Annotated in this window: 13 protein-coding genes; 9 read left to right on the top strand and 4 right to left on the bottom strand. The window is 60.8% G+C overall.

Going from position 1 to position 16588, the window contains the following annotated elements; all coding sequences use genetic code 11:
• The first annotated feature begins 35 nt into the window (after positions 1-35).
• The 6 genes from FJ434_RS26285 (at position 36) to FJ434_RS26260 (ending at position 7165) form a co-directional block, all read left to right on the top strand.
• Complete coding sequence (locus FJ434_RS26285; RefSeq protein WP_246678413.1) at positions 36-1859, top strand: hypothetical protein; 1824 nt, start codon at positions 36-38, stop codon at positions 1857-1859.
• 48 nt (positions 1860-1907) lie between these two features.
• Complete coding sequence (gene crcB, locus FJ434_RS26280) at positions 1908-2282, top strand: fluoride efflux transporter CrcB (protein WP_140752471.1); 375 nt, start codon at positions 1908-1910, stop codon at positions 2280-2282.
• Positions 2283-2386: 104 nt separating this feature from the next.
• Positions 2387-3367, top strand: a complete 981-nt coding sequence (locus FJ434_RS26275; protein WP_140752469.1) for an RluA family pseudouridine synthase — start codon at positions 2387-2389, stop codon at positions 3365-3367.
• A 47-nt stretch (positions 3368-3414) separates the two neighbouring features.
• Positions 3415-4287 (top strand): DMT family transporter, encoded by an 873-nt coding sequence (locus tag FJ434_RS26270; RefSeq protein ID WP_181166125.1) that lies wholly within the window; start codon positions 3415-3417, stop codon positions 4285-4287.
• Positions 4288-4299: 12 nt separating this feature from the next.
• Positions 4300-5091: an ATP12 family chaperone protein gene (locus FJ434_RS26265; RefSeq protein WP_140711511.1), complete on the top strand. Its 792-nt coding sequence runs from the start codon at positions 4300-4302 to the stop codon at positions 5089-5091.
• A gap of 184 nt (positions 5092-5275) precedes the next feature.
• Positions 5276-7165, top strand: coding sequence for an MFS transporter (locus FJ434_RS26260; protein WP_140752465.1), 1890 nt, complete (start codon positions 5276-5278; stop codon positions 7163-7165).
• Between the two features lie 79 nt (positions 7166-7244).
• Here the strand turns inward: FJ434_RS26260 and FJ434_RS26255 are convergent, their stop codons facing one another.
• Positions 7245-7439, bottom strand: a complete 195-nt coding sequence (locus FJ434_RS26255) for a DUF2735 domain-containing protein (RefSeq protein WP_140505229.1) — start codon at positions 7437-7439, stop codon at positions 7245-7247.
• Between the two features lie 312 nt (positions 7440-7751).
• Between FJ434_RS26255 and FJ434_RS26250 the strand changes: the two genes are divergently transcribed.
• Positions 7752-8792, top strand: a complete 1041-nt coding sequence (locus FJ434_RS26250; RefSeq protein WP_140505231.1) for a glutamine synthetase beta-grasp domain-containing protein — start codon at positions 7752-7754, stop codon at positions 8790-8792.
• Between the two features lie 662 nt (positions 8793-9454).
• Here the strand turns inward: FJ434_RS26250 and glnA are convergent.
• Together glnA and FJ434_RS26240 are read right to left on the bottom strand one after the other, a co-directional pair.
• Entirely contained in the window at positions 9455-10864 is a 1410-nt protein-coding gene (gene glnA / locus FJ434_RS26245; RefSeq protein WP_015317961.1) for a type I glutamate--ammonia ligase, read from the bottom strand.
• An 83-nt stretch (positions 10865-10947) separates the two neighbouring features.
• Positions 10948-11286: a P-II family nitrogen regulator gene (locus FJ434_RS26240; protein ID WP_006205430.1), complete on the bottom strand. Its 339-nt coding sequence runs from the start codon at positions 11284-11286 to the stop codon at positions 10948-10950.
• Positions 11287-11643: 357 nt separating this feature from the next.
• Here FJ434_RS26240 and FJ434_RS26235 point away from each other — a divergent pair, with 357 nt between their 5' ends.
• Positions 11644-13173, top strand: a complete 1530-nt coding sequence (locus FJ434_RS26235; RefSeq protein WP_140752463.1) for an NAD(P)H-hydrate dehydratase — start codon at positions 11644-11646, stop codon at positions 13171-13173.
• A 26-nt stretch (positions 13174-13199) separates the two neighbouring features.
• On the opposite strand, the gene FJ434_RS26230 is transcribed toward FJ434_RS26235, so the two are convergent.
• Positions 13200-14732: an acyl-CoA carboxylase subunit beta gene (locus FJ434_RS26230; RefSeq protein ID WP_140752461.1), complete on the bottom strand. Its 1533-nt coding sequence runs from the start codon at positions 14730-14732 to the stop codon at positions 13200-13202.
• A 411-nt stretch (positions 14733-15143) separates the two neighbouring features.
• On the opposite strand from FJ434_RS26230, the gene FJ434_RS26225 reads away from it, so the two are divergent.
• Positions 15144-16568 (top strand): DEAD/DEAH box helicase, encoded by a 1425-nt coding sequence (locus FJ434_RS26225; protein ID WP_140505234.1) that lies wholly within the window; start codon positions 15144-15146, stop codon positions 16566-16568.
• Positions 16569-16588 lie beyond the last annotated feature (20 nt).

The raw sequence follows: 16588 nt of genomic DNA, 5'->3' as shown, positions 1-16588 counted from the left end.
GCGCAGCCGCTTCCTGCGCAAGGAGCGGCATTTTGGTGGCCGCTCGCACCATCTTAGTATGCATTTTGAACATTGGATCTTATGAGATCCTGTCTCTGAAAATTTATCCAAGCGGTAATTTTTTTAGCGTATCCACCACGCTGGCGGCGCCAATGCGTTTAAATACCTGTTTCTTCACTGTGCTTCCTTGGGTGGGTCGGTTGACGGAGAACAAAGCATTCCGATTTTGGGTCGGGACCTATCTCTGTAGCGCATTGATAGGAATCTCCTTGTGCGTCGTTTATTTAAATCTTGAAGAGAAAGTCTATTACTGGGACTTTATTGCTTATTTCAACGGATTTAATCAGCTCGGTGCTCTCTTGGTTGAGAGCCCTCTCAAGTGCCTGAATCGATTGGGCCTGTCTCTCCAGACGGATGATTACGGTTTGGCAATTTTGGTGCCGTTGCTGCCGTTCTATGTGCTTTTTGGAGGTTCAAGGCTTCCATTCATCATCGGAATAGTCACGGTCTATCTGGTTCCCACAGTCCTTTTCATAGCGAGAATGAGCTACCTGGAGGCTGTCTCCAAGACGTCGCCGTCCCGAGGCTGGGTCTCCGTCTGGATTGCTGCCTTTCTCTACACTCCGTTCTGGGCGGCGACGCTTCGCGGGTTACCTGATATTGCCGGCTGTTTCACGCTTGCCGCGGCAACGTATTTTCTTTGGAGGTCAAAGTTCCTGACCCGCGAGCCGGTGATCAGCGGGATTTGCGTCGGCGTGTGTCTGTGGTCTGCGTTCATGCTGCGCCGTTGGTATGCATATGGTGCGATGGGGATAATGCTCTCCGCGGCGTTCTTTTGCCTGTTGCAGGTCGCGAAGGACCGAAACATCCCGACGCTCTGGAAAGCCGTGTTAGGAGGTGCCTGTGCAATTCTCGTTATTCTTGGAACTGCATGGAATTTCCAGCTGCCCCTGATCGCCAGGATCCTGGGAACCAGCTATAGCGACCTTTACAGCGGATACAGGACGACCTTCGTCTCCCAAGTCGACCAAATAGAATCTCGTCTCAGCTACGTGAACTGGCTGCTGATTTTTGTAGGAATTTACTACTCTATCATACGTCGCAATAATTTTTCCCTGTTCTGCGTCGTGGCCTCCATACTCACGTTTCTTCTTTTTACCCGCACGCAGGACCTGGATCGGCATCATTCGATGCCACTTTTTCTTTGGCTCTTTCCTGCATACGCCCAGGCAATCGTTGCCATCGTTTCAATGCCGGCGCTGAGATCGCGATGGTCAACCGTCGCCATAGCCATTGTCGCCGGATTTGCGTATTTCGGTACCCTTTTTCCGGTCGGCCGCCAGTGGCTGTCGCCGGTCAGCTTCGTCTTCGCCAGGGAAGCAACGCTCCCTCTTCGGCTTGACAATTTAGAAGAATATAAACGCCTCGTTGATGATCTCGTCAACAAAACTAGATCCGGGGACCGTTTCTCCGTATTCGCCTCAAGCTCGGTGATGAGTGATTCGCTGCTGTTTGTTATGAATCCCGATCTTTTTCCCCACCTTACCTTGTCTTGCCAGGTTGACAGTCGCGACCAATTCCGCGTGGAGCCGTTGAAGTCCAGATATATTGTTGTAACCGATCCGCCAGTGACCCACCTGCAGCCGGGTGCGCAGATCTGCATTACAATGCCTGCGCAATACATTGTTCAGGGGAAAGGCATCGGAGCCGCATACAGACGCATTGCGGAATACCGGCTGTCGGGCAACGTTACCGGCTATCTTTACGAGCAGATGCGTCCGGTCAGCAAACCGGAAATCGATGCCCTGTATGGCGAATTCAGGAAGAAATATCCAGGCTGGACAACGCCTGAGTGGTGACGGTCGATCGGCATTGACCGAGGCTACCGTGTGAGGCAGTAAACTTCCATGTTCAATCTGCTTCTCGTTATGGTCGGCGGCGGCATCGGTGCCGGCATCCGCCATTTGACCAGTATGGGCGCGCTGCGCCTTGTCGGCCCCAATTATCCCTGGGGAACGATGGCGATCAACATCATCGGCTCCTTTGCGATGGGCCTGTTCATCGCCATTTTGGCGCGCCGCGGCGGATCGAACGAGCTCAGGCTATTCGTCGCCACCGGCATCCTTGGCGGCTTCACCACTTTTTCCGCCTTTTCGCTCGATTTCGCGGCGCTGTGGGAACGGGGAGCCACGCTGCCTGCGTTCGGTTACGCGCTTGCAAGCGTCATTGGCGCGATCATTGCCCTGTTTCTGGGACTTTGGCTCGCAAGAAGCCTGCCATAAAGCACGCCATGGCATGCTTTATGGTTTTGGCCGGCATGCATTAGTGCTATTGCCGCGCCAAGCGCAGGCCAAGAGCCCTGCTCGGGAAAACGGATAGCGAAAAAATGGCAGGCGTTGAACAGATCACGGTGGAGACCGGCGAGGCGGGCATGCGGCTCGATCGCTGGTTCAAGACGCATTTCCCGGGACTTGGCTTCGGCCATCTGCAGAAGCTGCTGCGCTCCGGCCAGATCCGCGTCGATGGCGGCCGGGTCAAGGCCGACACCCGCGTCGAGCCGGGCCAGATGGTGCGTGTGCCGCCGCTCGAGGTGGACAAGAAGGGCGAGAGCGCGCTCACGGGCCACTCGATCCGCAACCAGGGCGACGCCGATGTGCTCGCCAAGATGCTGCTCCATGAGGACCCGAAGGTCTTCGTCTTCAACAAGCCGGCGGGCCTTGCGGTTCAGGGCGGCTCCGGCGTCACGCGCAATGTCGACGACATGCTGGAAGCCTGGCGCAGCCAGAAGGGCGAGAAGCCGCGGCTGGTGCATCGGCTCGACCGCGATACGTCGGGCGTGCTGGTTGTCGCCCGTACCAGGCTTGCCGCCATGAAGCTCTCGGAGGCGTTCCGGGCGCGAGAAACCAAGAAGACCTACTGGGCGTTGGTCAAAGGCGTGCCGCCCAAGCGCGAGGACAAGATCTCGACCTGGCTGATCAAGGAGCCGACAGAGGATGGCGACCGCGTGCGCGTGGCCGCGCATGGTGAAAAGGGCGCCGACCATGCCGTGTCCTACTACCGCATCATCGAGCAGGCGGCGCAGACCATGACCTGGCTGGAGATGGAGCCCTATACGGGCCGCACCCACCAGCTCCGCGTCCATGCCGCCTATATCGGCTGCCCGATCATCGGCGACCCGAAATACTTCGAAGCCGACACCAACTGGGATTTTCCCGGCGGCATTCAAAACCGCCTGCACCTGCACGCACGCCGCATCATTATCCCGCACCCGGACAAGGGCGTTATCGACGTCACCGCGCCGATGCCGCCGCACATGCGCCAGAGCTGGAACCTGATCGGCTTCGACGACGCCAGCGCGGAGGATTGACCGTGAGCGGCGCCACCGACGCGCTCGATCGGCGCGACACGGTCGATATGGCCGCCGCCGCCATCATGGTCGGGCTGACCTTTTCCTGGGGCCTGAACTACGTCGCCGCCAAGATCTCCTACGCCGGCTATGACCCAGTCTTCCTGTCAATCGCACGCTCGGTCATTGGCGGCTTCTGCGTCTTCCTCTGGTGCCGCTGGCGCGGCATTGCGCTGTTCACCAAGGATGGGACATTGCTGGCCGGCATCGCGGTCGGCGTGCTTTTCGGCGTCGAGTTCCTTTGCCTCTATGTCGGGCTGGAGCACACCACCGTTGCCCGCAACACGCTGCTGGTCAACTCAATGCCGTTCTGGATGCTGATCGGCGGCCACTTTCTGCTCGGCGAACAGATCACCACGCGCAAGTTCCTTGGCCTGCTGTTGGCTTTCGCGGGTCTCGCCACCGTTTTTTCCGACAAGCTCGGCGGTACCGGAGACATGCTGTTTGGCGATCTCCTGAGCCTTGGTTCCGGATTTTTCTGGGCCCTGACCAACATCCTCATCAAACGATCGAAACTGGTCGAGGCAAGCGCGGAGAAGCTGCTGCTCTATCAACTCGCCGGCGCGGCGATCGTTGGCGTGTTGGTAATGCCTCTCGCTGGCCCACCCGTTCGCGATCCAGCCTTGCTGCCGACATTGGCGCTGCTTTTCCAGGCAATCTATATCGTCGCCTTTACATACGTGCTGTGGTTCTGGCTGCTGCGCCGCTATCCGGCCTCAGGGCTGTCGAGCTTCACCTTCCTGTCGCCGGTCTTCGGTGTTTTATGCGGTGCGATCATCTTGAACGAGTCGCTGACTATTCGCATTTTTCTGGCACTTGGCTTAATTGCGGCGGGGCTGATCATCGTCAACCGGCCGGCACGCAAGCTGACACCGGTGTGAGAAAGAGACTTCATGCGTGACATCCTCAACGACCTTGAAGCGGGCAAGTATCTTTCCGATCCGGATCCGGTACGTCGCGCCCAGATCCAGATGAAGACGCCGCTGCCCAAGCGCTTCTACAAGGAGGTCTCGGTCGTGCCGGTGGAAGCTGGTTTTGCGGTGCAACTCGACGGCAGGCCGGTGCGCACGCCGGGCAAGGCGCTGCTGGCGCTGCCGACTGAAACGGCCGCGGCGCTGGTTGCCGGCGAGTTCGCGGAACAGGGTGAGACGATCAATCCGGTGACGATGCCGGTGATGCGGCTGGTCAACACCGCCATCGATGGCGTGGCCAGCGATCCTCAGGCGGTGCTGGAAGACATTCTGCGTTTTGCCTCGTCGGATCTGCTCTGTTACCGCGCCGATGCCCCGCAAGGGCTGGTCGCACGGCAGAACGAGCAGTGGGATCCCGTCATCGACTGGGCACGCGCCGCGCTTGGGGTTCGCTTCAACCTTGCCGAGGGTATCATCCATGTCGAGCAGCCGCGCGAAACCATTGCCGTGCTGGGCAGCCATCTGGCGCAGCGCGCCGAGCCGCTGCGCCTGGCCGCCATTCATGTCATGACATCGCTGACCGGATCGGCATTGCTGGCGTTGGCGGTCGATTTCGGCGAGCTCGATGGCGAGGAGGCCTGGGCCGCCGGCCATGTCGACGAGGACTGGCAGATCGCGCATTGGGGACAGGACGCCGAAGCAGCCGCGCGTCGTGCCGCCCGCAAACGAGACATGATGGCCGCTGTCAGCTTGCTCGAAGCGCTGCGGGCCTGAGCGCTTCGCTCCGCCTTCGCACTGCACCTAATACGAAAGTCATAATCCCATCGTCGCGGTGCCTTTCCCCGGCGCTTTCTGCCATTTTTCATGTGCTGGCTGCGCTTTTCGAGTCCGCGTTCGGAGGAGAACGCGGACGTTGGCGCACAGCATCTAGGGCTGGGTCTCACGGGAGGATAACTCAATGGCAATGGCATCGACCGCCGGCGGAAGGAGCCGGGGCATGACGCGGGAGGAGAAGAAAGTCATCTTCGCTTCCTCGCTCGGCACCGTTTTCGAATGGTATGATTTCTATCTCTACGGCTCGCTGGCGGCTTTCATCGGCTCGACCTTTTTCAGTCCGACGATTCCCGAGGCAACGCGCAACGTCTTCGCGCTGCTGGCCTTTGCCGCAGGTTTCCTGGTGCGCCCGTTCGGCGCGCTGCTGTTCGGTCGCATCGGCGACCTCGTCGGCCGCAAATACACATTCCTGGTCACCATGACGATCATGGGCCTGTCGACCTTCCTGGTCGGCCTGTTGCCCGGCTATGCAACCCTGGGCATCGCTGCTCCGGTGATCCTGATTGTCCTGCGCATGCTGCAGGGTTTGGCGCTGGGCGGCGAATATGGTGGTGCGGCGACCTATGTCGCCGAGCACGCGCCCGATGACCGCCGCGGCTTTTACACCTCTTGGATCCAGACGACAGCGACGCTCGGCCTGTTTCTGTCGCTGATCGTCATCCTGATTGTGCAGGGATCGCTGAGCAAGGAGAGCTACGCCGCCTGGGGTTGGCGCATTCCTTTCATCGTCTCTTTCCTGCTGCTCGCCATTTCGATCTGGATCCGGTTGTCTCTCTCGGAGTCCCCGACCTTCCAGAAGATGAAGGACGAGGGCAAGGGCTCCAAGGCGCCGCTCTCGGAAGCCTTTGGTCAGTGGAAAAACGCGAAGATCGCTCTCCTGGCGCTGCTCGGCCTCACCGCCGGTCAGGCCGTCGTCTGGTACAATGGCCAGTTCTACGCGCTGTTCTTCCTGCAAAACGTGCTGAAGGTCGACGCGCAGTCGGTCAACATCATGATCGCCGTCGCGCTGGCGCTCGGCTCGATCTTCTTCGTCGTGTTCGGCTGGCTCTCCGACAAGATCGGCCGCAAGCCGATCATCATGGCTGGCCTGGCGCTTGCCATAGTCTGCACCTTCCCGCTGTTCAAGGCATTGACCTGGGCCGCCAATCCGGCGCTCGCCAAGGCACAGCAGAGCACTCGGGCAACTGTGACGGCAGCACCCGGCGACTGCAGGTTCCAGTTCAATCCGGTCGGAACCGCGAAATTCACGACGTCCTGCGACATCGCGACTTCGTTCCTGACCAAGAACTCGGTTCCGTACGATGTGGTGTCGACGGCCGCGCCCGGGACGGCCGCGTCAGTCAAGATTGGTACAGAGACGGTGGCGTCCTACGACGCGGTCGCCGCCGGCGATCAGGCCAAGGCCAAGGACGCGGCCTTCGCCAAGGCTGTCAACATGTCCCTGCGGGACGGCGGTTATCCGCTGAAGCGTGCGGCGATCAAGGTTGCGGACCCGAAACTCGATGCGTTTGTTGCCGCCAACCCGGAACTGAAGCTGGACGCTGCCGCGATCCGTGCCGGTGAGAAGGCGACTGTGCCGATTGATCAGGCGGTCAAGGACAAGCTCTTGACTACCGAGGAGGCAGCGGGCGCACCCGAGGTCACCGTCTACAACATACCGGGCGGCGGCGCCTTCGCCATGTTCGCCGATCCGGCGGCGGTGAACTGGTCGATGACAATCGGTATCCTGTTCATCCTGGTGCTGTTCGTGACCATGGTCTACGGGCCGATCGCGGCGATCCTTGTCGAGATGTTCCCGACTCGCATTCGCTACACTGGCATGTCATTGCCCTACCACATCGGCAATGGCTGGTTCGGCGGCCTGCTGCCGGCGACCGTGTTCGCGCTCAGCGCCTACAAGGGCGATATCTATTATGGCCTCTGGTATCCGGTGGTAATCGCGGCAATGACGCTGATCATCGGCATGATCTTCGTCAAGGATACGCTCGGTACCGACCTGCACGCCAAGGAGTAGCCGATCGGCCGATACGAGCGAAAAGCCCGGCGCGAGCGATCGCGCCGGGCTTTTTCATGTGAGATCGACGTGGAGGGCTTCAGCTCTTCCGTTGCGGGTTCTCTTCCTCGACGGCGGCCTCGTGATACCAGCCATCGGAATCGGCGTGCTCGCCGCGAAGCGCGGCAAGCTCTGCCGCGAATTTGGCCTTGGCGCCTAAATTTAAGGCAGATTTGCGCGCTGCCAGCGGGAACATCAGGATTTTCGCCGACGGACGCGATTGCGTGACTTGCATTGCCGGTCTCCCTGCTTTTTCAGAAGCTTGCCGATTCAGTTCTCATCAAAATAGGTTCTGCGATTCATTTAGGCAATATGCTCATGAAAAGATCATGATTTGCCTATGATTTAAGCAGTATTGCCGTTTGGACGATCTTGACGCATTGCTGAGACGGCTCAGCAAAATCAAAGCCTTGGCATGACCATTTTGCCGCACCCGTCGGAGGCCGAGTGGCATACGAATTGCTTTTTAATCATCGGCAGGCCGGCCTGTTTCGGCCATGCATCGACATCGCCTGCTTGCGGTGTCCAAGCAACGAGAGGCTCTAGAATGACCAAATACAAGCTCGAGTATATCTGGCTCGATGGATACACCCCGGTCCCCAATCTTCGCGGCAAGACGCAGATCAAGGAATTCGCCGAGTTCCCGACGCTCGATCAGCTGCCGCTGTGGGGTTTCGACGGGTCCTCGACGCAGCAGGCCGAGGGGCATAGCTCCGATTGCGTGCTGAAGCCGGTCGCCGTCTATCCCGATCCGGCCCGCACCAACGGCGTGCTCGTCATGTGCGAAGTCATGATGCCCGACGGCGTTACGCCGCATGCATCCAACAAGCGCGCCACCATCCTCGACGACGAAGGCGCCTGGTTCGGCTTCGAGCAGGAGTATTTCTTCTACAAGGATGGCCGTCCGCTCGGCTTCCCCGAAAGCGGCTATCCCGCGCCGCAGGGCCCGTACTATACCGGCGTCGGCTATTCGAATGTCGGCTCCGTTGCGCGCCAGATCGTCGAGGAACATCTTGATCTCTGCCTCGCGGCCGGCATCAACCACGAAGGCATCAATGCCGAAGTGGCCAAGGGCCAGTGGGAATTCCAGATTTTCGGCAAGGGTTCCAAGAAGGCCGCCGACCAGATGTGGATGGCCCGCTATCTGATGCAGCGCCTGACCGAGAAGTACGGCATCGACATCGAATACCACTGCAAGCCGCTCGGCGACACCGACTGGAACGGCTCGGGCATGCATGCCAATTTCTCGACGTCCTATATGCGTGAAGTCGGCGGCAAGGCCTATTTCGAAGCGCTGATGGCGGCCTTCGACAAGAACCTGATGGACCACATCGCCGTCTACGGCCCGGACAACGACAAACGTTTGACCGGCAAGCACGAGACAGCGCCGTGGAACAGGTTCAGCTATGGCATCGCCGATCGCGGCGCCTCGATCCGCGTCCCGCATTCGTTCGTCAAGAACGACTACAAGGGCTATCTGGAAGACCGCCGTCCGAATTCTCAGGGCGACCCCTACCAGATCGCCTCGCAGATCCTGAAGACGATCGCTTCGGTGCCGGCGAGCGCAGAGGTTTCGGCCGCTGCCTGATTCTCTTTGCGGCGTGGTCAGCTCCGCGCCGCACGCGGATGTTCATTGTGGAAAAGGCCCGGCGGAAACGCCCGGGCCTTTTTTGCCGGAACGGCGAATTCCCCCAAAAAAAGTCAGGTTGAAAAGGGACGGGCAATTTCAGCCGAACGAGAGGCTTTGGTTGACGCCCCTTGCCGCCGCTCGTCTCATGCATTTCCGAGTTTCATTGAAAAAGCCCGGAAAACAGCCTGTTTCAGCTCGTCCGTACACACCGATCCTTTATATAAGCCACTGTTCATGCATCGAAATCGGCGATTTGTGCCTCCGGCAGGCGGCGTTGACAGGCCACGCCGCGGCATGCGTATTCGTCGCCCTGGGGGTTACGCCAAAGCGATGCTGTTCGAACGGGGCGGGGGTTTCGTGAACGACGGCATTGGCGGGGCGCCGGACGAGCGGGCATTGCAGCCTGAGGCAGTGCGCCGCTCGCTCCTGGCGTTCGATTGCGTCCCGAAAGGCCATCCGCCAACTTGCTCGAACGGGTTTTTTTGCCACCCAATCGGAGGTCTTCTGCGGCGGCCAAGAGGGCCGGCTGCCCCAACTGAGATGCGTCCTCCTTGGACCAGCAAAAAGCCCTTGAAGGGGGAAATCCTTCAAGGGCTTCGAAACACTATCCGAACGGAATCTTAGACCGAATAGTACATATCGTATTCGACCGGATGCGGGGTCATTTCGAAGCGCATCACTTCGGCCATCTTGAGCTCGATATAGCTGTCGATCTGGTCGTCGTCGAAGACACCGCCGGCCTTCAGGAAGCCGCGATCCTTGTCGAGGCTCTGGAGCGCTTCGCGCAGCGAACCGCAGACGGTCGGGATCTTCTTCAGCTCCTTCGGCGGCAGGTCGTAGAGATCCTTGTCCATCGGCTGTCCCGGGTGGATCTTGTTCTTGATGCCGTCGAGGCCGGCCATCAGCATGGCGGCGAAAGCGAGATAGGGGTTCGCGCCCGGATCCGGGAAGCGGACTTCGACGCGCTTCGCTTTCGGTGAACTGCCGAATGGGATGCGGCAGGACGCCGAACGGTTGCGCGCCGAATAGGCGAGCAGCACCGGCGCCTCGTAGCCCGGCACCAGACGCTTGTAGGAGTTGGTCAGCGGGTTGGTGAAGGCATTGATCGCCTTGGCATGCTTGATGATGCCGCCGATGTAGAACAGGCAGCTCTCCGACAGACCGGCATACTCATTGCCGGCGAAAGTTGGCTTGCCGCCCTTCCAGATCGACTGGTGGACGTGCATGCCCGAGCCGTTGTCGCCGAAGATCGGCTTCGGCATGAAGGTCGCCGTCTTGCCATAGGCATTGGCGACCTGGTGCACGACGTACTTGTAGATCAGCATCTTGTCGGCGTTGCGGACTAGCGTGTCGAACTTGATGCCGAGTTCGTGCTGGGCGGCGGCCACCTCATGGTGATGCTTTTCGACGCGCACGCCCATTTCGGCGAGCACCGTCAGCATTTCGGAGCGCATGTCCTGTGCCGAATCGATCGGCGGCACCGGGAAATAGCCGCCCTTGATGCGCGGGCGGTGACCGAGATTGCCGGTCTCGTAATCGGTGTCGTCGTTCGACGGCAGTTCGGTCGAATCCAGCTTGAAGCCGGTGTTGTAGGGATCCGCTTTGTACTTGACGTCGTCGAACACGAAGAACTCGGCTTCCGGGCCGACATAGATGGTGTCGCCGATGCCTTCCGACTTCATGTAGGCCTCGGCCTTCTTGGCCGTGCCGCGCGGATCGCGGTTGTAGGATTCGCCCGAGACCGGATCGAGGATGTCGCACAGGATGACCATGGTCGACTGCGCGAAGAACGGATCCATGTGGACCGTGTCCGGATCGGGCATCAGTACCATATCGGACTCATTGATGGCCTTCCAGCCGGCGATCGAGGAGCCGTCGAACATGACGCCGTCGGCAAACATGTCTTCCTCGACCTCGACAACATCCATCGTCACGTGCTGCAGCTTGCCCTTCGGGTCGGTGAAGCGCAGGTCGACGAATTTCACGTCGTTGTCCTTGATCTGCTTCATGATGTCTTTGGCTGTCGTCATGTCATGTATCCCTGTGTGCTGACGTTTTTTGATGGATGACGTTTCTTAGAGGATGGCCGGTCTTAGAGGATGGCCGGCTCGGATCAAACCGCGTCCATTCCGGTTTCGCCGGTGCGGATGCGCACGACTTCCTCGATGTTGGAGACGAATATCTTGCCGTCGCCGATGCGGCCGGTCTGGGCCGCCTTGCGGATGGCCTCGATCGCGCCTTCCACGGCATCGTCGCCGAGCACGACCTCGATCTTCACCTTGGGCAGGAAGTCGACGACATATTCGGCGCCGCGGTAGAGTTCGGTGTGACCCTTCTGGCGCCCGAACCCCTTGGCCTCGGTCACGGTGATGCCTTGCAGTCCGGCCTCCTGAAGCGCTTCCTTCACTTCGTCCAGCTTGAATGGCTTGATGATCGCTTCGATCTTTTTCATGTAAAAAGTGGCCTCCACTGCCAAAGAAACGGGTTGTGAGCCCCCGCTTGCGCCTCAATCAAGCACGAACTGTGCCAGTCGGAGGGAACAGAAGCGGTGTCATACGATTTCAAAGCTATGTCACCCCCAGATGCAAATTCGCGTCATGCGCTGCATTGGAAGCGGCATGAATGGCTGTAGCCTATCCGGCACTCCTGTGCATGTCTGCCCAATATCTGGGCAAATTGCTCATCTGGTGCGCAGCTTGGTGCCTGCGATCCTTGCGCCGATCGACATGGTCATGACAGCGCCAGCTCCTCCCCGTTTGCGTCGAGCCGAAAACTGGACAATGCTTGATCGAATGCGGATCGGCAATCCATGAGCCACGAACTTCTTACTTCCGCCGAGATGGACGAGGCGGATCGGCTGACAATTGCAGCAGGTCCAACCGACGGCATTGGATTGATGCGACGTGCAGGGCAAGCCGTCGCGGCCGAAGTGCTCAGGCGCTATCCAGCGGCGGCGCACGTCCATGTGTTGTGCGGCCCGGGCAACAATGGTGGCGACGGTTATGTCGTTGCCCGGATCCTCGCCGGCAGCGGCGTCGCCACCACGGTCTGGGCGTCTGCCCCGCCGAAGCCGCATAGCGATGCGGCACTCGCCGCCGCCGAATGCCCAATCAAGCCCCGGCCGCTATCGGACTTGGATGCCGGACCCGGCTCGATCGTCGTCGATGCGCTTTACGGGGCAGGGCTGTCCAAGCGGCTGTCGGGTGAGGCCGCCAGGGCGGTCGATCTGGTCACCGACCTGCATTTGCCGGTTGTCGCGGTCGACCTGCCTTCCGGCATTGCCGGCGACAGCGGCAAGGTGCTCGGCAGGTCGTTTTCGGCCGAGCTCACAGTGACCTTTGCGCGCAAGAAGCCCGGCCATCTGCTCCTGCCCGGCCGGGAGCGATGCGGCGAGATCGTGCTTGCCGATATCGGCATTGGGCTGGAGATCATTGCAAGGCTCCAGCCCCGGACGTTCGAGAATGGACCAGCGCTTTGGTTGCGCTATTTGCCGGTGCCGGCCGTCGACGCGCACAAATACAAGCGCGGCCATGTCGGTGTCTTTTCCGGCGGCCCCAATGCCACCGGCGCGGCGCGGCTCTCTGCATTTGGCGCTGCCCGAAGCGGGGCAGGGGCGGTGACGGTCCTGTCGCCGGGCAACGCCATGCAGGTCAATGCCGCGCACCTGACCTCGATCATGCTGCGCAGGGCCGACGACGCTGCCGACATTGAGGCATTTGTCGAGGAGCGCCGGCCATCGGCCTTTGTTCTCGGGCCTGGCTTTGGCGTCGGTGAAAAAACCCAGGCGTTCGCGCTTGCGCTACTCGCGTTGGGCAAGCCAGCGGCCGCGTCCACTGGAATTGCCGGCCTGGTCTTCGACGCCGACGCGATCACTTCGTTTCGTGAGGCGCCAGATGTCTTGTTCGAAGCCGCCCGCGGGCCGAACGCGCCCGCGCTGGTGATGACACCGCATGAAGGGGAGTTCGCTAGGCTGTTTCCTGGCATCGCCGATGACAATGCCTCATCGAAGCTTGACAAGGCACGCGCGGCGGCCGCACGAGCCAATGCCGTCATCGTCTACAAGGGCGCCGATACGGTGATCACCGCTCCGGACGGCAGGGCAGCGATCAATTCCAATGGCGCGGCCTGGCTTGCCACCGCTGGGTCGGGCGATGTGTTGTCCGGCATCACGGCCGGACTGCTTGCCCAAGGCATGCCGGCCTTCGAAGCGGCCTGCGCGGCGGTCTGGATTCACGCCGAGACCGGCAGTCGGTTCGGGCCGGGGCTGGTCGCCGAGGATTTGCCGCAGGCGATGATGCCGGTGCTGCGCGAACTGGTTGCTGCCGGAGGCGGGCGCTGATCAACCGCGATGCCCGCGACACCAGCTCACAGCGGAATGTTGTCGTGCTTCTTCCAGGGGTTCTGCATATCCTTGTTGCGCAGCATGCGAAGCGCCCGGGCGATACGGCGGCGGGTCGAGTGCGGCATGATCACCTCGTCGACATAGCCGCGCTCGGCGGCTACGAACGGCGACAGGAAGCGGTCCTCGTAAGCCTTTGTATGGGCAGCGATTTTTTCGGCATCGCCGATGTCATTGCGGTAGATGATCTCGACCGCGCCTCTCGCCCCCATAACGGCGATCTGCGCCGTCGGCCAGGCATAGTTCATGTCGCCGCGCAGATGCTTCGACGCCATGACGTCGTAGGCGCCGCCATAGGCTTTGCGGGTGATGACGGTGATCTTCGGCACGGTCGCCTCGGCATAGGCGAAAAGCAGCTTGGCGCCATGCTTGATCAGGCCGCCATACTCCTGCGCCGTGCCGGGCAGAAAACCGGGAACATCGACGAAGGTGACTATCGGGATTGAAAAGCAGTCGCAGAAACGCACGAAGCGCGCCGCCTTGCGGCTGGCGTCGGAATCGAGCACGCCCGCCAGAACCATTGGCTGGTTGGCGACAAAGCCGACCGTGCGGCCCTCTACCCGGCCGAAACCGGTGACGATGTTCTTCGCAAAACTCTGCTGGATCTCGAAGAAATCACCCTCATCGGCGACCTTCAGGATCAGCTCCTTGATGTCGTAGGGCTTGTTGGCATTGTCGGGGATCAGCCGGTCGAGCGACATGTCATGGTCGGTGACCGACTGGTAGCATTCGATCTCGGGGAGCTCCGACGTATTGGAAGCTGGCAACAGGTCGACCAGCCGGCGCATCTGCAAGAGTGCTTCGACGTCATTGTCATAGGCGCCGTCGGCGATCGAGGATTTCGTTGTGTGGACGGAAGCGCCGCCGAGGCTCTCGGCGGTCACCGTCTCGTTGGTCACGGTCTTCACCACATCCGGCCCTGTGACGAACATGTAAGAGGTATCGCGCACCATGAAGATGAAATCGGTCATCGCGGGCGAATAGACGTCACCGCCGGCACAAGGGCCCATGATGACGGAGATCTGCGGAATGACACCCGAAGCGAGCACATTGCGCTGGAAGATCTCGGCATACCCGCCGAGGGCGGCGACGCCTTCCTGGATGCGCGCGCCCCCGGCATCGTAGAGGCCGATGATCGGCGCGCGATTGCGCAGCGCCATCTCCTGCACCTTGATGACCTTTTCGGCATGGGCTTCCGACAGCGAGCCCCCGAACACCGTGAAATCCTTGGCGAAGAGATAGACCGGCCGGCCGTCGACCGTGCCCCAGCCGGTGACGACGCCATCGCCTGCGATCTTGGTCTTCTCCATGCCGAAGTCGGTCGAGCGGTGCTCGACATACATGTCGAACTCCTCGAAAGAACCCTCATCGAGGAACACCTCGATGCGTTCGCGCGCTGTGAGCTTGCCCTTCTTGTGCTGGGCGTCGATGCGGGCCTGGCCGCCACCCATGCGGGCGATGTCACGCCGCCGCTCGAGTTCCTTCAGCACGTCTTTCATCGCTCGGTCCCCAGAAAACGGAAGCTGCGTTTGTGGTAATGATGCCCGTCGGGGAGCGCAAGCGTCGGCTTTTGGTTGGTTTTTGCTGCACCGCAACATCGCGCCTCTTGCATTCCGGGGCGAACTCAGCCATATGCAACCCATAGGCGCTTGGGCCGGGAGATTCCGGCCTTCTCGACAAATGAGACTGGTTGCGTCTGTTTTCCCTCTTTCCGGTATATCGGCCCCTCTTTCCGGTACATCACAAAGTGGCGAAAAAGCCCCGTGGCATGATGCCTGCGGGCACGACAGCGCAGCCGAGTGGACGCACGTGTCCGCCCGCCTTGTCGTTCCATATCAAATTTTCGACGGCAGGTTGCGCCCTGCCGCGATTGACGTTTGCGGCCAGAGGCCGCGTGAAAGAAGATTATTTTGACCAACGAAAACACTTTGCCCGGCAACGACACCGCGGAACTCTCCGGTTTCGCGGCGCTGGGAATTACGGGTGCGCTGCTCAAGGCCACCCACAATGCCGGATTCGCCGAACCGAAGCCGATCCAGATGCAGGCCATCCCGCCGCAGCTGGAAGGCCGTGACATTTTCGGCATTGCGCAGACCGGCTCCGGCAAAACCGCGGCCTTTGCGCTGCCGATCCTATCGAAGATCATCGCGCTCGGCACCAAGCGGCGCGCCAAGACGACCCGCGCGCTGATCCTGGCGCCGACCCGCGAACTTGCGGTGCAGATCGAGGACACCATCAAGATCCTCGCCAAAGGCGCGCATGTCTCGACGGCACTCGTGCTGGGCGGCGTCTCGCGCTTCAGCCAGGTGAAGAAGGTTGCTCCCGGCGTCGATATCCTCATCGCCACGCCCGGTCGCTTGACCGACCTCGTGCGCGAGGGCGACCTCATCCTCTCCGACACCAAATGGCTGGTGCTGGACGAGGGCGATCGCATGCTCGACATGGGCTTCATCAACGACGTCAAGCGCATTGCCAAGGCGACCGCGCCCGATCGCCAGACGGCGCTCTTCTCGGCCACCATGCCGGACGAGATCGCTGAACTCGCCAAGGGCCTCCTGAAGAACCCTGTCCGTGTCGAAGTCTCGCCGCAAAGCACTGCGGCCGCCGAAATCGTCCAGGGCGTCGTCTTCGCCCGCACCAAGCAGAAGCGCCAGGTGTTGTCGACGATGCTCGCCGATGAGGCGATGAAGTCCGTCATCATCTTTTCGCGTACCAAACATGGTGCGGACCGGGTGACCAAGGACCTCGAGCGCGACGGCTTCAAGGCCGCCGTTATCCACGGCAACAAGTCGCAGAATGCCCGTCAGAAGGCGCTGAATGATTTCCGCGACGGTTCGGTGCGCATCCTGGTCGCGACCGACATCGCCGCGCGCGGCATCGACGTGCCCGGCATCAGCCATGTCGTGAATTTCGACCTGCCGGACGAGGCTGAAAGCTACGTCCACCGCATCGGCCGCACCGGTCGCAACGGGATGGATGGCATCGCGATCACGCTTTGCGATCCTTCGGAGAACAGCAAGCTGCGCCAGGTCGAGCGGATCATCCGCACCAAGCTGCCTGTTGTTGCTGACCATCTCGGCAGCCCCGATCCGGCACGCAATCCGGCGGAAAAGAACGAGCGCTTCGAACCCGCCAATGATCGCAGCGACCGCAATGGGCGTCGCGACGGCCGGCGACCGGGCGGCGAGAAGAAGCAGAACAACGGCTTCGGCAACAAGCGTTTCGGCGACAAGCCAGCCTTTGCCGGCGAACGCAAGCCCGAAGGCGCCAAGCCCTTCAAGGGCAACAACAAGCGCCGCTTCGGCGGCAAGCGTCCGGCGGCGCGAGCTGCTTAATACGCCTTATGCAGTTGGCC

The sequence above is a fragment of the Mesorhizobium sp. B2-5-13 genome, from assembly GCF_006440535.1.
In the GTDB taxonomy this organism is placed as follows: Bacteria; Pseudomonadota; Alphaproteobacteria; order Rhizobiales; family Rhizobiaceae; genus Mesorhizobium; species Mesorhizobium salmacidum.
Note: the sequence above shows the minus strand (reverse complement) of the source record. Positions and strands in the feature narration are given on the sequence as shown.